Raw genomic sequence first — 17,650 nt, 5'->3', positions numbered from 1 at the left:
GGAAAACGACGCCGGTCGGACCGGCGAAACAGCCTGGCGAGTCTGCCCTAGCTAAGTCGGCTGGTCAGCGCCCCGCAGACGCGCGCGGAAAATCGCGACGGCAGGCGTTTCCTGTCCTGCAGCACGAAACCTTTATAGGCCGGATCGCCAAAAAGCTCTTCCATGGCGCTGCTCATATCAATGTTTTGGCTTTTCAGCAATCGCGTCTGCCTTCGCAGGCGCTTCACAGCACCTCGAACACGAAGGTCTTCACCAGCGCGTCGGGCTCGGCGATTGCGTAGCAGCGGAACCACGGGCTCTCCTCGACCGGCTGCCATTTTTTCGCCTGCTCCAGTTCGCCAAACACGGCTTGAAACCCGCCGCTTTCAAACACCTGGTCGCGAACCGTGAAGATGGCGTGGCCGCCCGTCCTGGTGATGCGTACCAGTTCATGCAGGCCCGACGCCGGTGCGTGGCTGATGGTGAACACGCCGGTCGAGAAAAAGGCGCGGAAATACCCGTCCGCCCAAGGCAATGGCCCGCCGAGCATCGCCTGTTTCAGCTCGCTGTAGGCCTGCCGGCTGCCGGCGATTTTCAGCATGTCCTGCGACAGGTCGAGCCCGGCAATATCGTGGTAGCCGAGTGCCTTCAGGGACGGCCCCGACAGGCCGGTGCCGCAACCGGCGTCGAGCAGCGGCCCTTCGCCCGCCGGCACATGGCGCGCCACCCAGGCGGTGATCAGGAACGGCAGGAGATAGCCGAGCGCCGCGGTTTCGCCGTCATAGGTCGCGGCCCATTGCGCATAGGCCTTGGCGAGCGTCTCAGGCGTGTCGGCCGTATAGACCGCTTCCAGCGCCGCATTGGCCTTGTCGATGATCATGGGTCCTCCCCGGTCGCGTCCGCTCGATGGTAGCGCCGTTTTCGCCTGCCTTCTATTCCCCATGCTGGTGGCGGAGCCGCTTCTCCAGCGCCCGCAAGGCCAACGACAGGCCGACGGTCAGGATGAGATAGATATAGGCGACGATCGAATAGGTTTCGAAGAAGCGGAACGAGCCGGCGGCGTAGATCTTGCCCATCTGGGTGATGTCGGCGACGCCGAGCACCGAGACCAGCGAGGAATCCTTGACCATGGCGACGAAATCATTGCCGAGCGGCGGCAGGATGGTGCGGATCGCCTGCGGAAAGATGACCAGCCGGAAGCGCTGGGTGCGCGTCAGCCCGAGCGCCTTGGCCGCCTCGATCTGCCCCTTCTCGACCGCCTGGATACCGGCGCGGAACACCTCCGAGATGAAGGCGGAATAGCCGATGGTCAGCGCCATGACGGCGCGCCAAAGCAACGACACGTCGCGTACCAGCAGCTCACCGAAGAGGCCGGCGCTTTGCAGCGGCGCCGTCAGCGCGTTCCATGCCGCGACGAAGGCCGGCGCCCCGGCAAAGGCGATCCAGAACAACAGCACCAGCATCGGCACGCCGCGGATGATCTCGACGTAGAAGCGGCCGATCTGGCTGAGCCAGCGTGAGCCCGACAGGCCCATCAGCGCGACGCCGAGGCCGATCGCGCAAGCCAGCGCGAAGGCGACCACCGTGACGAAGATGGTGACGCCGATGCCCTTGGCGACGGTTGCGAAGACCTGGGCATAGAGGTCGCTGGCAGCGATGAAGATGGCGGCGGCCAAGGCGATCGCCACGGCCACGGCAAGCCACCACGGGAAGTCGGATTTGGCTGAGGCGAGAGGCGCCGACGGCATCAAGCGGTACCGATAACAGAGTCACGAAGGCAGCGTTCTGTCACACCCCCCTCTGGCCTGCCGGCCATCTCCCCCTCAAGGGGGGAGATCGGCAGCTTTGACCTCGCGGCCCGTTCTGCAACACTGAAAATTGGCGAAAGCCGATGCGAAATCCGATCTCCCCCCTTGAGGGGGAGATGTCCGGCAGGACAGAGGGGGGTGTACAAGCGCAGAGTCAGCACGATTTCCCGCGCACAATCGTCATGAAATGCGCGCAACAAGCGGGCCTACTGCCCCATCTTGTAGTCGAGGAACCACTTCTTGTTGAGCGCGTCGAGCGTACCGTCGGCCTTGAGCGCGGCGATTGCCGCGTTGACCGGCTTCACCAGGTCGGAGCCCTTGGGGAAGATGAAACCGAAATCCTCGGTGCCGAGTGGGCCGCCGATCAGCTTAAGCCCGCCATTGGACGCATCGACATAGCCCTTGCCGGCAGTGCCGTCGGTGAGCACGACGTCGACGTCGCCGGCCTTCAGTGCCTGCACCGTCGCGCCGAACGTCTCGAACAGCTTGATGCGCGGGTTCTGCTCGTTGCCGTCGAGCACGCTGTAGACGGCGGTGTAGAAGGGCGTGGTGCCGGCCTGCGCGCCGATCAGCCCGTCCTTGAAGGCGGCGAACGTCTTTGCATCGGTGAAGCGCTTCTCGTCGCCGCGCACCAGCATGAACTGTTCCGAGCGCATATACGGATCGGAGAAATCGACCTTCTGCTTGCGGTCGTCCTTGATGGTGATGCCGGTCATGCCGATGTTGTACTGGTTGTCGGAAACCGCCTGGATCATCGCGTCCCAAGAGGTATTCTGGTACTCGACCTTGAAATTCAGCCGTTTGGCGATCTCGTTCATCGCGTCATATTCCCAACCGATCTGCTTGCCGGTCTTGGCATCGATGAACTGCAGCGGCGGATAGGCGTTTTCGGTCACCACCACCACCTTCTTGCCGCCGAGGTCGGGCAGCGCCTGCGCCAGAGCCGCGACCGGCACGAGAAGGCAAGCCAGCAGGCCGGCCAGCAGCAGTTTCGAATTGATCATGACTATGCTCCCCAGGAACTGAACCGCCTCGATCGACCGAGGCATGCAGGAAATCCGGCGCCGACTTTAGCTTTCCGCAGGCGCCTTGCAAGCCGCTCTGATGCGCCGCTCGGCACGAAAATGAATTCCAATGCTTTCAACGGCGGCAATTACAGAACGATCCGTATCGATTGCGGACCGGCAAAATCGAATCCACCTCGTGAAATAAAAAGGCGGCCGAAGCCGCCTTTCCAAAACCATGAGTTTTGAAGACGCCTTATTCGGCGGCAGTTGCTTCCGCGGCCTTGGCGGCCTCGTCGGCGGCCTTCTTCTCGGCGGCGTCCTGCGCGGCCTTCTCGGCGGCCAGCGCCTGGGCGGCGGCCACTTTCTCGGCCTCGATGCGCGCCTTCTCGGCGTTCAGCGCATCGCGCTCTTCGTCGTTGAGCTTGCGGGCGCGCACACCGGTGTTTTCCGAAATGCGGGCCGACTTGCCGCGACGGTCACGCAAATAGTACAGCTTGGCGCGACGCACCTTGCCGCGGCGCACGATCTCGACGCCCTCGACCATCGGCGAATAGACCGGGAACACACGCTCCACGCCTTCGCCGTAGGAGATCTTGCGGACGGTGAAGTTTTCCTGGAAGCCGGCGCCGGCGCGGGCGATGACGACGCCCTCATAGGCCTGAACGCGGGTGCGGGTGCCTTCGGTCACGCGGACCTGGACGCGCACGGTGTCGCCGGGCTGGAATTCGGGGAGCTTGCGCTTGGCTTCGATCTTGGCGGCCTGCTCGGCCTCGAGCTGACGGAGGATGTCCATCTCAAAAATCCACTTCTTGTTCTTCCGACAGTCAGAGCGCCCGACACTCGCCTTGCAGTCGCATCGACCGCTCGGCTATGCCCTTCGTTCGAGAACGTCTGTTCGAGAACATCGGGCAGGGGCGACTACACCGTCATTGTTGACGGGCCAGAAGATCGCTCTTGGCATATTTTCTTCCGGTTCGGCGCGCACATACAGCTATTTCGGCGCCTTGTCACGCCTTCGCCGTTTCTTTTTTGGCGCTGCTTCTTTTTGGCTGGCGCCCGCTGTGGCAATCCCGTGATCGCTTCTGGTCCAGGGGGTTGCGCCCGCGCGTCAAGCTTCCTAAGCCGGAAGATAAGCATTTTCCTCCAGCGACGACACCCCTCATGCCAATCTTGGACGCGGTCCTGCTCTTTCTCGCCGGCTTTTTATCAGGCGCGGTCAATGCCGTTGCCGGCGGCGGCACGTTCATAACCTTTGGCGCCATGACCCTGGCCGGCCTGCCGCCGATCGTCGCCAATGCGACATCGTCGGTGACGCAATTTCCTGGCTACATCACCTCGACGCTCGCCTATTGGCACGACATCAAGCATTTCTGGCGTGGCGCACTGCTGCTCAGCCTCATTTCGGCTCTCGGTGCGCTGTCTGGCGCGCTCATCCTTTTAGGGCTCGACAACCCGTCGTTCCGCGCCTTGGTGCCGTGGCTGCTGCTGGCGGCAACAGCATTGTTTGCTGCCGGGCCGTGGCTGAAGCCGGCGCCCAAGCCGGAGCATGAGGCCGCGGTAGGTTCGCTGGTCGGGTCGCTGGCGCAGTTCGCCACCGCCGTCTATGGCGGCTTCTTCGGCGCAGGCATGGGCGTCATGATGCTGGCGACGCTCGGTCTCACCCAGTCCGGCGACTATCACCGGCTGAACGCACTGAAGAACATGCTGGCCGTGGTCATCGCTGCGGTTGCCATCCTCGTCTTCGTCTCGGGCGGCGTCATTGCCTGGCTGCAGGCGATCATCATGATCCCGGGTGGCGCGCTGGGCGGCTATGCCGGCGTCTGGATCGCCAGGCGCGTGCCGCAGAACGCGGTGCGCGGCTTCGTCATCGCCGTCGGCCTGTTCCTGGCTTTCTACTATTTCGATAAGGGCTGAGCGGCTGAAAGATCCGGCCGTCGCTCCTTCGTCAGCCTCTCCGCTTCGGCCCGCCGCCACGCCGCGATCTTCCTGTGATTGCCCGAAATCAGCACTTCGGGGATCGGCCGGCCCTCGAATTCCTGCGGCCGTGTGTAATGCGGATGTTCGAGCAGGCCGTTTTCAAAGCTCTCTTCCTCGCCCGATACCGCATTGCCCATGACGCCGGGCAGCAGGCGCACCACGGCGTCGAGCAGCACGAGTGCCGCCGGCTCGCCGCCGGACAGGATGAAGTCGCCGATCGAAACTTCTTCGAGGCCGCGCGCCTCGATGACCCGCTGGTCGACGCCTTCGAAGCGGCCGCAGACTATCACCGCACCCGGCCCAGCGGCGAGTTCGCGGACGCGTGCCTGGTTCAGCGGCTTGCCGCGCGGGCTCATCAGCAGGCGCGGACGTGGATCGGCTGCCGGCGCGGCGTGGTCAATGGCGCTGGCCAGCACGTCTGCCCGCATCACCATGCCGGCGCCGCCGCCGGCCGGCGTGTCATCGACGGTACGGTGACGATCGCTGGCAAAGTCGCGGATCTGGATCGTTTCGAGCGACCAAATGCCGGTCTCGAGCGCGCGACCGGCCAGCGACAGGCCAAGCGCGCCGGGAAACATCTCGGGATAGAGCGTCAGCACCGAAGCCGAAAAACTCACCGGTTGCCTCCGGCGTCCCTCGGCCCGCGCGGCCTGCCCTTGGGGTCGAAACCGTCGTCAGCGGGAGGCTCGCCGTCCTCATCCTCGACCAAACCTGCGGCGGCTGGATCAACGCGGACAAAGCCGCCGGCGATCGACACTTCCGGAACGGCGGCCTGCGTGAACGGGATGAGCACGCCTTTGCGCCCCGCCAGCGTCACGTCGAGAATGTCGCCGCCGCCGAAATTGTGCACGGCGACGATCTTGCCGACGACCGCACCGGTGTCGTCCTTGACCTCCAGTCCGACGAGGTCGGCATGGTAGAATTCATCCTCTTCGCCCTCATCGGGCAACACCGAACGATCTACGAACAATTCGGTGCCGGCCAGCGCCTCGGCGGCATTGCGGTCGTTGACGCCTTTGAACCGCACCACCACCACGGTGTTGGCGGGCCTGATGTCGACGATCTGGAAGGCGCGGCCATCCCTGGCGTAGAGCGGACCGTAATCGGCCAGCGCCAGCGGGTCGCCGGTAAAGCTCTTGACGCGCAATTCGCCCTTGATGCCATGCGCGGCACCGATCACGGCCATCTGGACGGGGTTTTGCGGCTTGCTCATCTGCGGAAAATCCTTTGCCTTGCTCTAACCCCAGCCCGTCGTCATTTCAATGACGCCGCTCTTCACCGCTTCCTAACCCGCGTGCCGGAAGATGGCGGGGAACGGGAAGAGTGCAATGCAGGAATTCCTCATACCGGCAAAACCCGACCTGCAGGCGGCGCGCGAGGCCTGGCTGAAGATGCTGGCGCGCGAACGCCGGCTATCGCCCGAAACCGTCGAGGCCTATGAGCGCGACACGCGCCAGTTCCTGCATTTCCTGACCGGCCATTGCGGCGGCTCGCCCGGCATTTCCGACATCGCCGATCTGCGCCCCGCCGATTTGCGCGGCTTTCTCGCTGCCCGCCGTGCCGAGGGCGTCGGCGCCCGCACGCTCGGGCGCGGGCTGGCCGGCATCCGCTCGCTGCTGCGTTTCCTGGAACGGCGCGGCCTCGCCAATGCGGCAGGTGCGACAGCCTTGCGCGCGCCGCGGCAGCCGAAATCGCTGCCCAAGCCGCTGACCGCAAGCGATGCAAAACACGTCGTCTCGGTGGAAGGCCAACTGGCGGAGGAGCCGTGGATTGCCGCGCGCAACGCCGCCGTGCTGACCCTGCTCTATGGGTCCGGCTTGCGGATCTCCGAGGCACTCGGCCTGTCGGGCGCCGATCTTTCCTCACCTGGTGATACCGTGCTGCGCGTCACCGGCAAGGGTGGCAAGACCCGGCTGGTGCCGGTGCTGCCGGTGGCGCTGCGGGCGATTGCCGAATACCGCCACTTGTGTCCCTGGCATCTCGATCCCAAGGGCTTGCTGTTTCGCGGTGCCCGCGGCGGCCCGCTCAACCCGGCAATCGTCCAGCGCGACATGGCCAAGCTGCGCTCGGCGCTCAACCTGCCCGACACGGCGACGCCGCATGCGCTGCGCCATTCCTTCGCCACGCATCTGCTAGGGCGGGGCGGCGACCTGCGCACAATCCAGGAGTTGCTCGGCCACGCCAGCCTGTCGACAACCCAGATATACACCGGCGTCGACACCGCCAGGCTGCTCGAGATTTACGAAGCAGCTCATCCTCGTGCGTGATCGATGCATGTGTCGGTGGCCATCTCGCAACAATTTTGATGCGCCGATTAACCGTTTTGCCGCTTTTTGCGCTTAGAACCGCGGCATGAAACGCCTCATCGCCATCGCCGACCGCGCGACCCATATGTCGCTGAAGCTGCTCGTCGCGCTCAACGCCCTGTTTTTCCTCTCTTTCCTCATCGTCGCGCTGCTCGCCGCGGGCAAGGCACGCGCCGAGACTTCGGCCTGCGCCGGTAGCGATATGCTGAGCGCGCTGCAAAAGGACGACCCGGCTGCCTACCGCAAGATCGAGGCAGACGCGGCAGCGACGCCGAACGGCAAGGGCCTGCTGTGGAAGCTCGAAAAATCAGGCGAAAAACCGTCCTTCCTGTTCGGCACCATGCACGTTACCGACCCGCGCGTCACCACGCTCCCACCCGCCGCGCAGAAGGCATTCGATGCGGCTGGCACCGTCATCATCGAGACCACCGAAGTGCTCGACAAGCAGAAGATGATGGCCGCACTGCTGAAAGAGCCGGATCTGATGATGTTCACCGACAAGACGACGCTTTCGTCGCTGCTGTCGCCGGAGGATGCGGCGGTGGTCAACAAGGCGCTCGATGCGCGTGGCATCCCGCCAGCGACCGTCGCCAAGATGAAACCCTGGTTGCTGTCGGCGATGGTGGCGCTACCTGCATGCGAAGTCGCCCGCCAGGCTGGCGGTGCGCCGGTGCTCGACGTCAAGCTTGCCAAGGACGCCGAGGCTTCGGGCAAATCGGTCGAGGGCCTGGAGACAATCGCCGACCAGCTGCGCGCCATGGCTTCGCTGCCGATCGCCTTTCACCTGAAGGGGCTGGTCGATACGCTGAAGCTTGGCGACAAGGTGAACGATGTCAACGAAACCATGATCGTGCTTTACCGGCGTGGCGACACTGGCATGTATGTACCGCTGTTTCGGGCCGTCATCCCCGAACAGGTCGACGACCAATCGGGTTACGCCGAATTCGAGCAGACCATGATCACCAGCCGCAACAAGGTGATGGTCGATCGTGCAGCGCCGATCCTCGCCCACGGCAATGTCTTCATGGCGGTCGGCGCCATGCACCTTCCCGGAGCGCAAGGCTTGGTCGAGGGTTTCCGCAAGACCGGCTATACGGTGACCGCCGTCAACTGAACGACACGGCGGAGTTGCACACCGAATCATTGCCGAGGCGGGACCAGCCCTTACTCGTGGCGCGACGGCGGACCAGCCGCGCTTCGTGCCAAGAAACTGAAAAAGGTTCGGTTTGGCTCGATCGAAACCCATTTTGCGGTGGAAATGCATGCCTGCAAGCGATTCCGGATCAGAATTGCCCTGTTTTCGGCGTTTTCAACGCCTAATGTGAAACCGATTCAACGATTGTACGTTGATGGCTATTACTTGATGTTTTTCATCCACGGAGGACACTTTTATGGCGAACACACCCAATCCGAACGACCCATTCACCTCACCGGGTACCGCACGGCCACGCGGCGGCGGCAGCGGCTGGCTGATTGCACTGGTCGTCGTTATCCTGGCAATTGTCGCCTATTATGTTTTTGGAAGACGTAGCGAGGCACCTGCGCCTGCCGAACCGCCCGCAGCCAGCACACCGGCTCCGGCCCCAGCACCTGCCGAGCCGATGAAGCCAGCCGAACCGGCTCCTGCGCCAGCTCCGGCAACGCCCGCTCCGGCTCCCGCTCCGGCAGAGCCAGCACCCGCTCCGGCCCCTGCGCCAGCCCCGGCACCAGCACCAGCACCAGCACCAGCACCAGCGCCGGCGCCGGCTCAGTGATCAGACTGCTGATTTAATATATGAACGGCCCGCTGAAAGGCGCGCCGTTTCGTTTTTGGGAGCAGCAGTCGATGCTCTGAGCTGCGATTAGCCATGGGCTAACTTCATCTTCGTCATCCAGCGCGGAGCAGGAGCGAAGCGACATCGCGGAGACCCTGGAATCCATCTGCGGTTCAGAATGGAAGCCGTCTGTGGTGATCCTTCGCGCCCCTCTCTGTCCTGCCGGACATCTCCCCCACTTGGGGGAGATTGGCTACCAGCCCGCTTTCGCCAATCGCCACCGTCGCCTGCGATTCAACCGCTCAGATATGGATCGGCTTGAAGAACGTCGCCAGTGCCGCCTCCTTCACCGCTTCCGACATTGTCGGATGGGCGTGGCAGGTGCGGGCAAGGTCTTCCGACGAGCCGCCGAACTCCATCAGCACCGCCGCCTCGTGGATCATCTCGCCGGCGCCGAAGCCGACGATGTGGACGCCGAGCACACGGTCGCTGGCCTTGTCGGCCAGGATTTTCACAAAGCCGTCGGTGTGCAGCATGGCGCGCGCGCGGCCATTGGCGCTGAACGGGAATTTTCCGGCCTTGTAGTCGACGCCGGCCTTTTTCAATTCTTCTTCGGTCTTGCCGATCGAGGCGATTTCCGGCGTGGTGTAGACGACGCTCGGAATCACGTCATAGTTCACATGACCGGCCTGCCCGGCGATGGTTTCGGCCACCGCCACGCCCTCGTCCTCAGCCTTGTGTGCAAGCATCGGCCCGGCGATGACATCGCCGATGGCATAGATGCCAGGCACGTTGGTCCTGAGATGGCCGTCGGTCTTGACCCGGCCGCGCTCATCGACGTCGACGCCGGTCTCCTTCAGCCCGAGAGCGTCCGAATAGGCCCGTCGTCCCGTCGAAATCAGCACCGCGTCCGCCTCGATCGTCTCGGCCGCACCGCCTTTGACCGGCTCGAAGGTGACCGTCGCCCCCTTCTTGGCCTTGGCGACGCCGGTCACCTTGGCGCCCAGCCTGAATTCAAAGCCCTGCTTCGACAGCAGGCGCTGGAATTGCTTGGAGACCTCGCCATCCATGCCGCCCAGGATGGTGTCAAGGAACTCAACCACGGTGACTTTGGCGCCGAGCCGCGCCCATACCGAGCCGAGTTCCAGACCGATGACACCGCCGCCGACCACCACCAGATGGCCCGGCACCTTGTCCAGCGACAGCGCGCCGGTCGACGATATGATCACCTTCTCGTCGAAATCGACCTTGACGCCGGGAATGCCGGCAACGTCGGAGCCGGTGGCGATGACGATGTTCTTGGTCTCGATCTCCTCGACCTTGCCGTCATCGGAGGTCACCGACACCTTGCCGGCCGCAACCACCTTGCCGGTGCCACGAAAACTGTCGATCTTGTTCTTCTTGAACAGGAAGGCGACGCCATTGACATTGGCCGTCACCGTCGCATCCTTGTGTGCCATCATCTTCCCAAGATTGAGCTTGGGCGCGCCGATCTCGACGCCGAGCGCGTCGAAGGAATGGCCGGCCTCGGCAAACATCTCGGACGCATGCAGCAGCGCCTTTGACGGGATGCAGCCGATGTTGAGGCAGGTACCGCCGAAGGTCGGGTTCTTTTCGACTACCGCCGTCTTCAGACCGAGCTGCGCCGCCTTGATGGCGCAGACGTAGCCGCCTGGTCCCGATCCGATGATAACGACGTCATAGGCCATGATACTGTCCCTTTTGCTTTAGCGGCCGCCGCCGATTTCCAGATTGGCGCCTGTTGTGTAGGACGCCTCGTCCGACAGCAGCCAGAGAATTGCGGCTGCGACTTCCTCGGCGGTGCCGACGCGCTGCATGGGCACCACCTTGCGCATTCTCTCGACGCGATCCGGCTGCCCGCCGGAGGCATGAATTTCGGTGTCGATGATGCCCGGGCTGACCGCGTTGACACGAATGCCTTCGCCGGCCACTTCGCGGGCAAGCCCGATGGTGAAGGAATCGACCGCGCCCTTCGAGGCGGCATAGTCGACATATTGACCCGGCCCGCCAAGCCTTGCCGCGATCGAAGAAACATTGGCGATGGCGCCGCCCTTGCCGCCATGCCTGGTCGACATCCGCTTCACCGCCTCGCGGGCGCAAAGCATCGGCGCGATCACATTGATGCGCATCATGCGCTCCAGCCTTGCAGCGCTAAGCTCGTCGACGCGCGCGCTCTGGTCGACCACGCCGGCATTGTTGACGAGCGCGTCGAGTCGACCGAAACGGCCATCGACAGCCTCGAACATGGCCAATACGTCCGTCTCGCTGCCGACATCGGCCTTGACTGTGAAGGCTTCTCCGCCAGCAGCCTCGATGTCGGCGACCACCGTTTCGGCGGCTTTTGCATTCGACGCGTAATTGACCGCAATGCGATAGCCGGCCTTGGCGGCAAGCCTGCATGTAGCGGCGCCAATGCCGCGGCTGCCGCCGGTCACCAGCAGGATCTTTCCGCTCGCGCTCATTCCTGACATCCCTTCAGGGCAAAGACGTCCCAGGGCACCTGGGAAAAGCCGTTGGCGCCATAGGCGGCCGACATCTGCAACGACGCTCCCAAGTCAGGCAAGATCAGCTTCTTCGGCGCATCCTTTCCTTCGCCCGGCAGCAACGCGATATTGCCCTGGTCGTCGGCAGTGTAGATGACGCCCTCCCACACGGTGCAGGCGGCGAGCTCGTCGCCGGTGACGTCGCCGGCCGGGCATTTGTACATCAGCGAGCCATGCGGCCGCGCCGCGCCCTCGGTCCACATGACGATGCCGTCGAGCACGACGCCCTTGTCGAGCACCATCTTGAAGCTGTTGGTGACGGCGGCCGACTCGCCGGTCGGCCTGAAATCGATCTCGGCGGCGTTTTCAGGATCGCCATAGACGGCGAGCTCGAGCGGGCAGGCGGCGAGGGCCGCGGAGACCGTCTGCACGCCGAGTGCGCAGATTGTGACAAACAAACCGGACCGGAAACGAGACGAACTCATCCGGCGGCGCAGATCCATGCTCCGGCTCACGTCGGCCGCCCCTAGAGGTCGAGCACCAGCCGCTCAGGATCCTCCAGGCTTTCCTTGACCCGCACCAGAAACGTCACCGCTTCCTTGCCGTCGACGATGCGGTGGTCGTAGGACAGCGCCAGATACATCATCGGCCGGATGACGATCTGGCCGCCGACCACCACCGGCCGCTCCTGGATCTTGTGCATACCCAGAATGCCGGACTGCGGCGCATTGAGGATCGGCGTCGACATCAGCGACCCGTAAACGCCACCGTTGGAAATCGTAAAGGTGCCGCCTTGCATATCCGCAACCGACAGCTTGCCGTCGCGCGCCGCAAGCCCCAGCCTGCCGATGTCCTTCTCGATTTCGGCGATCGACATCTGGTCGGCATTGCGCACAACCGGCACGACAAGGCCTTTCTCTGTACCGACGGCAACGCCGATATGAGCGTAGTTCTTGAAGATGATATCGGTGCCGTCGATCTCGGCATTGACCGACGGGATCTCCTTCAGCGCATGGGTGACCGCCTTGGTGAAGAAGCCCATGAAGCCGAGCTTCACGCCGTGCTTCTTCTCGAACACGTCCTTGTATTTGCTCCTCAGCGCCATCACCGCGCTCATGTCGACCTCGTTGAAGGTGGTCAGCATGGCGGCGGTCGATTGCGCTTCCTTGAGGCGGCGCGCGATGGTCTGGCGCAGCTTGGTCATGCGCACGCGCTCCTCGCGCGACGCATCGTCGGCCGGGGACGGCGCGCGCGCGGCAACGGGTGCCGGTACAGGCGCTGCCTTCGGCATTTCGGCCGGCTGCGACGGCGCGCCCCTGGCGATAAGGTCGAGCACGTCGCCTTTCAGCACCTGGCCGCGCTTGCCCGAGCCCGACACCTGGTCGACTGCGAGATTGTGCTCGGCCAGCAGCTTTGCCGCCGACGGCGCCGGCGGCATGGTGCGCGTCTCGATCGCGCCGGCGTCGCCGGCGATCTTGGCCGTCTCGGCAGCGGCCTGCCTGACGCTCGAGGCCGCAGTCGGAGCCGAGGCCTGCGACACCGCCTCCTGCTTCGTTGCCGGAGCGGCGGCATTGGCTGCCGCGCCGGCGCCTGCCGAAATCGTGCCGAGCAGTGCGCCGACGCCGACCGTCTCGCCTTCCTTGACGGCGATCTCGGCGAGCGTGCCCGCGGCGGCGGCCGGCACTTCCACCGTCACCTTGTCGGTTTCGAGCTCGACCAGCGGCTCATCGGCGGCGATCGCGTCGCCGACCTTCTTGAACCATTTGCCGATGGTCGCCTCGGTGACGGATTCACCAAGTGTCGGGACGCGGATTTCGGTTGCCATTGTGCCTGTCCGTTTCTTTCGGTTCTGTTCTATTCACCAAGCGCGTCGTCGAGCAAGGCGGCAAGCTGGGCGAGATGCTTCGACATCAATCCGGTCGCCGGCGAGGCGGCCGCCGGCCGGCCGGTATAGCGCACCCGCTGATGCTTGGCGTCGATATGCGCCAGCACCCATTCGAGATACGGATCGATGAACGACCAGGCGCCCATGTTCTTGGGCTCCTCCTGGCACCACACCATCTCGGCATTGCGGAAGCGCGACAGTTCGGTGATCAGCGCCTTGGCCGGGAACGGATAGAGCTGCTCGACGCGCAGCAAATAGATGTCGTTGATGCCGCGCTTCTCGCGCTCCTCGTAGAGGTCGTAATAGACCTTGCCCGAACAGAGCACGACACGGCGGATCTTCGAATCCTTGGTGAGCTTGATGGCCTGGCCCGACAGCAGCTGGGCATCGTCCCACAGCAGCCGGTGAAAGGCGCTTTCGCCCGACATCTCCGGCAGCGTCGATACCGCCCGCTTATGGCGCAGCAGCGACTTCGGCGTCATCAGGATCAGCGGCTTGCGGAAGTCCCGCTTCAACTGCCGGCGCAGTATGTGGAAATAGTTGGCTGGCGTCGTGACGTTGGCGACCTGCATATTGTCTTCGGCGCAAAGCTGAAGGAAGCGCTCGAGCCGGGCCGACGAATGCTCCGGCCCCTGGCCTTCATAGCCGTGCGGCAGCAGGCAGACGAGGCCCGACATTCTGAGCCATTTGCGCTCGCCCGACGAGATGAACTGGTCGAAGACCACCTGGGCGCCGTTGGCGAAGTCGCCGAACTGCGCTTCCCACAGCGTCAGCGCCTTCGGCTCGGCCAGCGAGTAGCCATATTCGAAGCCGAGCACGGCCTCTTCCGACAGCATCGAGTTGATGACCTCGAAGCCGGCCTGCGCCGCCGACAGATTGTTAAGCGGTATGTAGCGTGTCTCGTCGCGCTGGTCGTAGAGCACGGAATGGCGTTGCGAGAACGTGCCGCGCTCCGAATCCTGGCCGGACAGCCGGATCGGATTGCCGTCGAGCAGGATGGCGCCGAAGGCCAGCGCCTCGGCCGTAGACCAGTCGATGCCTTCGCCCGACTCGATCGCCTGGCGGCGGTTGTCGAGGAAGCGGATGATCGTCCTGTGCGCCTCGAAATCCTTCGGCACCTCGGTTAGCTTCTTGCCGATCTCCTTCAGCGTCTTGACCGGCACCGCGGTCTTGCCGCGCCGCTGTTCGTCCTGGTTGTCGGCCGAGCGCAGGCCGGACCAGGCGCCGTCCAGCCAATCCGCCTTGTTCGGCTTGTAGTGCTGGCCGACCTCGAATTCCTGCTCGAGATGCGCCCGCCAATCGGCCTTCACCTTTTCGAGCTCGGCCTGGGTGATGTGGCCTTCCGCGATCAGCCGGTCGGCATAGATCTGCATGGTCGTCTTCTGGTTGCGGATCTTGCGATACATGATCGGCTGGGTGAAGGCCGGCTCGTCGCCCTCATTATGGCCGAAGCGGCGATAGCAGAACATGTCCACCACCACCGGCTTGTGGAACTTCATGCGGAATTCGATCGCCACCTTGGTGGCATGGACCACCGCTTCCGGATCGTCGCCGTTGACGTGGAAGATCGGCGCCTCGATCATCTTGGCCACATCCGACGGATAAGGCGACGAGCGCGAGAAGCGCGGGTTGGTGGTGAAGCCGATCTGGTTGTTGATGATGAAATGCAGCGTGCCGGCGACGCGGTGACCGCGCAGGCCCGACAGGCCGAGGATTTCGGCAATCACGCCCTGGCCGGCAAAAGCGGCATCGCCATGCAACAGCAGCGGCAGCACCTTGGCGCGCTCTTCCAGCGGCACGATCTCCTCGCGGCTGCGGCCGAACAGATAGTCCTGCTTGGCGCGCGCCTTGCCCATCACCACCGGGTCGACGATTTCCAGATGCGAAGGATTGGCGGTCAGCGACAGATGCACCTTGTTGCCGTCGAACTCGCGATCCGACGAGGCACCGAGATGGTACTTCACGTCGCCCGAGCCCTCGACCTCGTCGGGCGCGGCCGAGCCGCCCTTGAACTCGTGGAAAATGGCGCGGTGCGGCTTGGCCATCACCTGCGACAGCACGTTCAGCCGGCCGCGATGCGCCATGCCGAGCACGATCTCCTTCATGCCGAGCTGGCCGCCGCGCTTGATGATCTGCTCCAGCGCCGGGATCAGCGACTCGCCGCCATCGAGGCCGAAGCGCTTGGTGCCCTTGTACTTGACGTCGATGAATTGCTCGAAGCCTTCCGCCTCGACCAGCTTCTGCAGGATCGCCTTCTTGCCGGCGGCGGTGAAGGAGATCTCCTTGTCGGTGCCCTCGATGCGCGCCTGGATCCAGGCCTTCTCCTCGGGATCGGAAATATGCATGAATTCGACACCGAGCGTCGAGCAATAGGTCCGGGTCAGGATGTCGAGCATCTGCCGGATGGTGCCGAATTCCAGCCCGAGCACATTGTCGAGGAAGATCGGCCGGTCGTAGTCGGCTTCGGTGAAGCCGTAATTCTCCGGCGACAGCTCGTTATAATCCTCGAGCGGCTTGGCAATGCCAAGCGGATCGAGATTGGCGTGCAGGTGGCCGCGCATGCGGAAGGCGCGGATCATCATGATGGCGCGGACGGAATCGCGCGTCGCCTGATGCACGTCGGCGTCGGAAAGGGCTGCGCCGTTGCCGGCTGCCCTGTCCTTGACCTTCTTTTCGATGTGCTTTTCGATGAGGCCCCAATTGCCGTCCAGCGCCGAGACAAGCTCGCCATTAGCCTGCATCGGCCAGGAGGGCTTGGCCCATGACGCGCCCTTGGCATTCCTGCGTACGTCGCCGGCGTCGTCCTTCAGCGCCGCGAAGAAGTCCTGCCATTCGGGATCGACCGACGCGGGATCGTCCTCATAGGCGGCATAGAGCGCGTCGATGTAATCTGCATTGCCGCCATAGAGGAAAGAGGTAAGCGAAAACTGGTCGTTGGCCTGATCTTGTCTTGCCATGTCACTGTCGAAGCCTTTGCTTCGTCTCCTTTGTTGGAGGGGAGTAAGGGAATAGGGGAGTAAGGGAGTAGGGCAAATGCCCTCGTCTTGTTCCTTACTCCCCTATTCCCGTACTCCCTTACTCCCCTATTCCCTTGATCGCCTCGACCAGCGTCGTACCCAGCCGGGCCGGCGATGGCGAAACCTTGATGCCGGCCGATTCCATCGCCGCGATCTTGTCTTCCGCGCCGCCCTTGCCGCCGGAGATGACCGCGCCCGCATGGCCCATGGTGCGGCCCGCCGGCGCGGTGCGCCCGGCGATGAAGCCGGCCATCGGCTTGCTGCGGCCGCGCTTTGCCTCGTCCTTGAGGAACTGCGCGGCGTCTTCCTCGGCCGAACCGCCGATTTCACCGATCATGATGATCGACTTGGTCTCGTCGTCGGCGAGGAACATCTCCAGCACGTCGATGAACTCGGTGCCTTTGACCGGATCGCCGCCGATGCCGACGGCGGTGGTCTGGCCGAGGCCGACATTGGTGGTCTGGAACACCGCCTCATAGGTAAGCGTTCCCGAGCGGGAAACAACGCCGACCGAGCCCTTGCGGAAGATGTTGCCGGGCATGATGCCTATCTTGCATTCGTCGGGGGTCAGCACGCCGGGGCAGTTCGGCCCGATCAGCCGCGACGTCGAACGGTCGAGCCTCGCCTTGACCTTGATCATGTCCATCACCGGTATGCCCTCGGTGATGCAGACGATCAGCGGGATCTCGGCCTCGATCGCTTCCAGGATCGCTTCGGCAGCACCCGCCGGCGGCACGTAGACGACCGAAGCGTTGGCGCCGGTCCTGGCCTTGCCTTCGGCTACGGTGGCGAAGATCGGCAGTGCCTCGCCCTTGGCGCCGGTCCAGGTTTCGCCGCCCTTCTTGGGGTGGATGCCGCCGACCATTTTCGTGCCGTGATAGGCCAGCGCCTGTTCAGTGTGGAACGTGCCGGTCTTGCCGGTCAGGCCCTGCACCAGCACCTTGGTGTTCTTATCGACGAGAATGGACATGGTGGTCCTTTTCAAAAACCGTTGATCGGGGAAGGCCGCGCGCTCATGGTCACAACCGCTTCAGCTCGGCGACGGTAAGGTCGCTTTTGGCATTGCCGGTGTTGAGCGTCGTTGCCGGCTCGAACATCAGCACCACCGGCTCCTCGCTTAGCGAGCGCGGCCGGTGCTCGACGGCGCGCGGCACGACAATGAACTCGCCGCTGGAAAGCTCCACCGTGCCGTCGCGGAAATCGATGGCGATGCGCCCGCGCAGCACCAGGAACGCCTCGTCCTCATTGTCATGCGCGTGCCAGTCGAAGACGTCGCCGAACTTGGCGATCTTGACTTGGCTGTCGTTCACGTCGCCGGCGATATGCGGATCGAAGACCTTCTTGATCTTCTGATCCGCCGCCTCGACGAGGTTTATCTTGTGCGGAGGCATCACCTATCGACCTTGACCCTGA

General features: G+C 63.8%; 18 protein-coding genes. 3 read left to right on the top strand and 15 right to left on the bottom strand.

What is annotated here, in order from left to right:
- Positions 1-47: 47 nt before the first annotated feature.
- From NKI67_RS08475 to rplS, 5 genes are all read right to left on the bottom strand, one after another.
- Positions 48-200, bottom strand: a complete 153-nt coding sequence (locus NKI67_RS08475; RefSeq protein WP_198023639.1) for a hypothetical protein — start codon at positions 198-200, stop codon at positions 48-50.
- A gap of 23 nt (positions 201-223) precedes the next feature.
- A complete protein-coding gene (locus NKI67_RS08470) occupies positions 224-859 on the bottom strand; it encodes a class I SAM-dependent DNA methyltransferase (protein ID WP_023679776.1) in 636 nt (211 codons plus the stop codon).
- A 52-nt stretch (positions 860-911) separates the two neighbouring features.
- The gene (locus NKI67_RS08465; RefSeq protein ID WP_023679777.1) at positions 912-1,727 is read right to left on the bottom strand and encodes an amino acid ABC transporter permease; all 816 of its coding nucleotides are present in this window, start codon (positions 1,725-1,727) and stop codon (positions 912-914) included.
- A 266-nt stretch (positions 1,728-1,993) separates the two neighbouring features.
- On the bottom strand, positions 1,994-2,791 hold the full coding sequence (locus tag NKI67_RS08460; protein WP_031212709.1) for a transporter substrate-binding domain-containing protein: 798 nt from the start codon (positions 2,789-2,791) through the stop codon (positions 1,994-1,996).
- A 256-nt stretch (positions 2,792-3,047) separates the two neighbouring features.
- Entirely contained in the window at positions 3,048-3,587 is a 540-nt protein-coding gene (gene rplS / locus NKI67_RS08455) for a 50S ribosomal protein L19 (protein ID WP_023679779.1), read from the bottom strand.
- Between the two features lie 368 nt (positions 3,588-3,955).
- On the opposite strand from rplS, the gene NKI67_RS08450 reads away from it, so the two are divergent.
- A complete protein-coding gene (locus NKI67_RS08450) occupies positions 3,956-4,708 on the top strand; it encodes a sulfite exporter TauE/SafE family protein (protein WP_023679781.1) in 753 nt (250 codons plus the stop codon).
- Here the strand turns inward: NKI67_RS08450 and trmD are convergent.
- Positions 4,690-5,388, bottom strand: a complete 699-nt coding sequence (trmD, locus tag NKI67_RS08445) for a tRNA (guanosine(37)-N1)-methyltransferase TrmD (protein WP_031212711.1) — start codon at positions 5,386-5,388, stop codon at positions 4,690-4,692. The genes NKI67_RS08450 and trmD overlap by 19 nt on opposite strands.
- On the bottom strand, positions 5,385-5,984 hold the full coding sequence (gene rimM, locus NKI67_RS08440) for a ribosome maturation factor RimM (protein ID WP_023679783.1): 600 nt from the start codon (positions 5,982-5,984) through the stop codon (positions 5,385-5,387). Before rimM ends, trmD begins: the two co-directional genes overlap by 4 nt.
- Positions 5,985-6,099: 115 nt before the next feature.
- Here rimM and NKI67_RS08435 point away from each other — a divergent pair, with 115 nt between their 5' ends.
- Both NKI67_RS08435 and NKI67_RS08430 read left to right on the top strand, forming a co-directional pair.
- Positions 6,100-7,038, top strand: a complete 939-nt coding sequence (locus NKI67_RS08435; protein ID WP_023679784.1) for a tyrosine recombinase XerC — start codon at positions 6,100-6,102, stop codon at positions 7,036-7,038.
- Between the two features lie 85 nt (positions 7,039-7,123).
- Positions 7,124-8,191, top strand: coding sequence for a TraB/GumN family protein (locus NKI67_RS08430; protein ID WP_023679785.1), 1,068 nt, complete (start codon positions 7,124-7,126; stop codon positions 8,189-8,191).
- Positions 8,192-8,565: 374 nt separating this feature from the next.
- On the opposite strand, the gene NKI67_RS08425 is transcribed toward NKI67_RS08430, so the two are convergent.
- From NKI67_RS08425 to NKI67_RS08390, 8 genes are all read right to left on the bottom strand, one after another.
- Positions 8,566-8,808, bottom strand: a complete 243-nt coding sequence (locus tag NKI67_RS08425) for a hypothetical protein (RefSeq protein WP_352644962.1) — start codon at positions 8,806-8,808, stop codon at positions 8,566-8,568.
- A 325-nt stretch (positions 8,809-9,133) separates the two neighbouring features.
- Complete coding sequence (lpdA, locus tag NKI67_RS08420; protein WP_023679787.1) at positions 9,134-10,540, bottom strand: dihydrolipoyl dehydrogenase; 1,407 nt, start codon at positions 10,538-10,540, stop codon at positions 9,134-9,136.
- An 18-nt stretch (positions 10,541-10,558) separates the two neighbouring features.
- The gene (locus NKI67_RS08415; RefSeq protein WP_023679788.1) at positions 10,559-11,314 is read right to left on the bottom strand and encodes an SDR family oxidoreductase; all 756 of its coding nucleotides are present in this window, start codon (positions 11,312-11,314) and stop codon (positions 10,559-10,561) included.
- On the bottom strand, positions 11,311-11,838 hold the full coding sequence (locus NKI67_RS08410) for a hypothetical protein (RefSeq protein ID WP_245274823.1): 528 nt from the start codon (positions 11,836-11,838) through the stop codon (positions 11,311-11,313). Before NKI67_RS08410 ends, NKI67_RS08415 begins: the two co-directional genes overlap by 4 nt.
- 23 nt (positions 11,839-11,861) lie before the next feature.
- Positions 11,862-13,160 carry a 2-oxoglutarate dehydrogenase complex dihydrolipoyllysine-residue succinyltransferase gene (odhB, locus tag NKI67_RS08405; RefSeq protein ID WP_352593782.1) on the bottom strand — a complete coding sequence of 433 codons (1,299 nt, stop codon included), beginning with the start codon at positions 13,158-13,160 and terminating at the stop codon, positions 11,862-11,864.
- 29 nt (positions 13,161-13,189) lie between these two features.
- Complete coding sequence (locus NKI67_RS08400; protein WP_023679791.1) at positions 13,190-16,177, bottom strand: 2-oxoglutarate dehydrogenase E1 component; 2,988 nt, start codon at positions 16,175-16,177, stop codon at positions 13,190-13,192.
- A 118-nt stretch (positions 16,178-16,295) separates the two neighbouring features.
- The gene (gene sucD / locus NKI67_RS08395; protein ID WP_023679792.1) at positions 16,296-17,207 is read right to left on the bottom strand and encodes a succinate--CoA ligase subunit alpha; all 912 of its coding nucleotides are present in this window, start codon (positions 17,205-17,207) and stop codon (positions 16,296-16,298) included.
- 49 nt (positions 17,208-17,256) lie between these two features.
- Positions 17,257-17,628 carry a cupin domain-containing protein gene (locus tag NKI67_RS08390; RefSeq protein ID WP_023679793.1) on the bottom strand — a complete coding sequence of 124 codons (372 nt, stop codon included), beginning with the start codon at positions 17,626-17,628 and terminating at the stop codon, positions 17,257-17,259.
- Positions 17,629-17,650: the final 22 nt, after the last annotated feature.

This window comes from Mesorhizobium sp. M0408 (assembly GCF_040321495.1).
Taxonomy (GTDB): Bacteria; Pseudomonadota; Alphaproteobacteria; order Rhizobiales; family Rhizobiaceae; genus Mesorhizobium.
Note: the sequence above shows the minus strand (reverse complement) of the source record. Positions and strands in the feature narration are given on the sequence as shown.

What these genes read in the sequence shown, in the direction of transcription:
- NKI67_RS08450 (WP_023679781.1), top strand. Translation starts at nt 3,956, where the DNA reads ATGCCAATCTTGGACGCGGTCCTGCTCTTTCTCGCCGGCTTTTTATCA.
- NKI67_RS08435 (WP_023679784.1), top strand. Translation starts at nt 6,100, where the DNA reads ATGCAGGAATTCCTCATACCGGCAAAACCCGACCTGCAGGCGGCGCGC.
- NKI67_RS08460 (WP_031212709.1), bottom strand. Translation starts at nt 2,791, where the DNA reads ATGATCAATTCGAAACTGCTGCTGGCCGGCCTGCTGGCTTGCCTTCTC.
- rplS (WP_023679779.1), bottom strand. Translation starts at nt 3,587, where the DNA reads ATGGACATCCTCCGTCAGCTCGAGGCCGAGCAGGCCGCCAAGATCGAA.
- NKI67_RS08465 (WP_023679777.1), bottom strand. Translation starts at nt 1,727, where the DNA reads ATGCCGTCGGCGCCTCTCGCCTCAGCCAAATCCGACTTCCCGTGGTGG.
- NKI67_RS08410 (WP_245274823.1), bottom strand. Translation starts at nt 11,838, where the DNA reads ATGGATCTGCGCCGCCGGATGAGTTCGTCTCGTTTCCGGTCCGGTTTG.
- rimM (WP_023679783.1), bottom strand. Translation starts at nt 5,984, where the DNA reads ATGAGCAAGCCGCAAAACCCCGTCCAGATGGCCGTGATCGGTGCCGCG.
- NKI67_RS08390 (WP_023679793.1), bottom strand. Translation starts at nt 17,628, where the DNA reads ATGCCTCCGCACAAGATAAACCTCGTCGAGGCGGCGGATCAGAAGATC.
- sucD (WP_023679792.1), bottom strand. Translation starts at nt 17,207, where the DNA reads ATGTCCATTCTCGTCGATAAGAACACCAAGGTGCTGGTGCAGGGCCTG.
- odhB (WP_352593782.1), bottom strand. Translation starts at nt 13,160, where the DNA reads ATGGCAACCGAAATCCGCGTCCCGACACTTGGTGAATCCGTCACCGAG.
- lpdA (WP_023679787.1), bottom strand. Translation starts at nt 10,540, where the DNA reads ATGGCCTATGACGTCGTTATCATCGGATCGGGACCAGGCGGCTACGTC.
- NKI67_RS08415 (WP_023679788.1), bottom strand. Translation starts at nt 11,314, where the DNA reads ATGAGCGCGAGCGGAAAGATCCTGCTGGTGACCGGCGGCAGCCGCGGC.
- NKI67_RS08470 (WP_023679776.1), bottom strand. Translation starts at nt 859, where the DNA reads ATGATCATCGACAAGGCCAATGCGGCGCTGGAAGCGGTCTATACGGCC.
- NKI67_RS08430 (WP_023679785.1), top strand. Translation starts at nt 7,124, where the DNA reads ATGAAACGCCTCATCGCCATCGCCGACCGCGCGACCCATATGTCGCTG.
- NKI67_RS08400 (WP_023679791.1), bottom strand. Translation starts at nt 16,177, where the DNA reads ATGGCAAGACAAGATCAGGCCAACGACCAGTTTTCGCTTACCTCTTTC.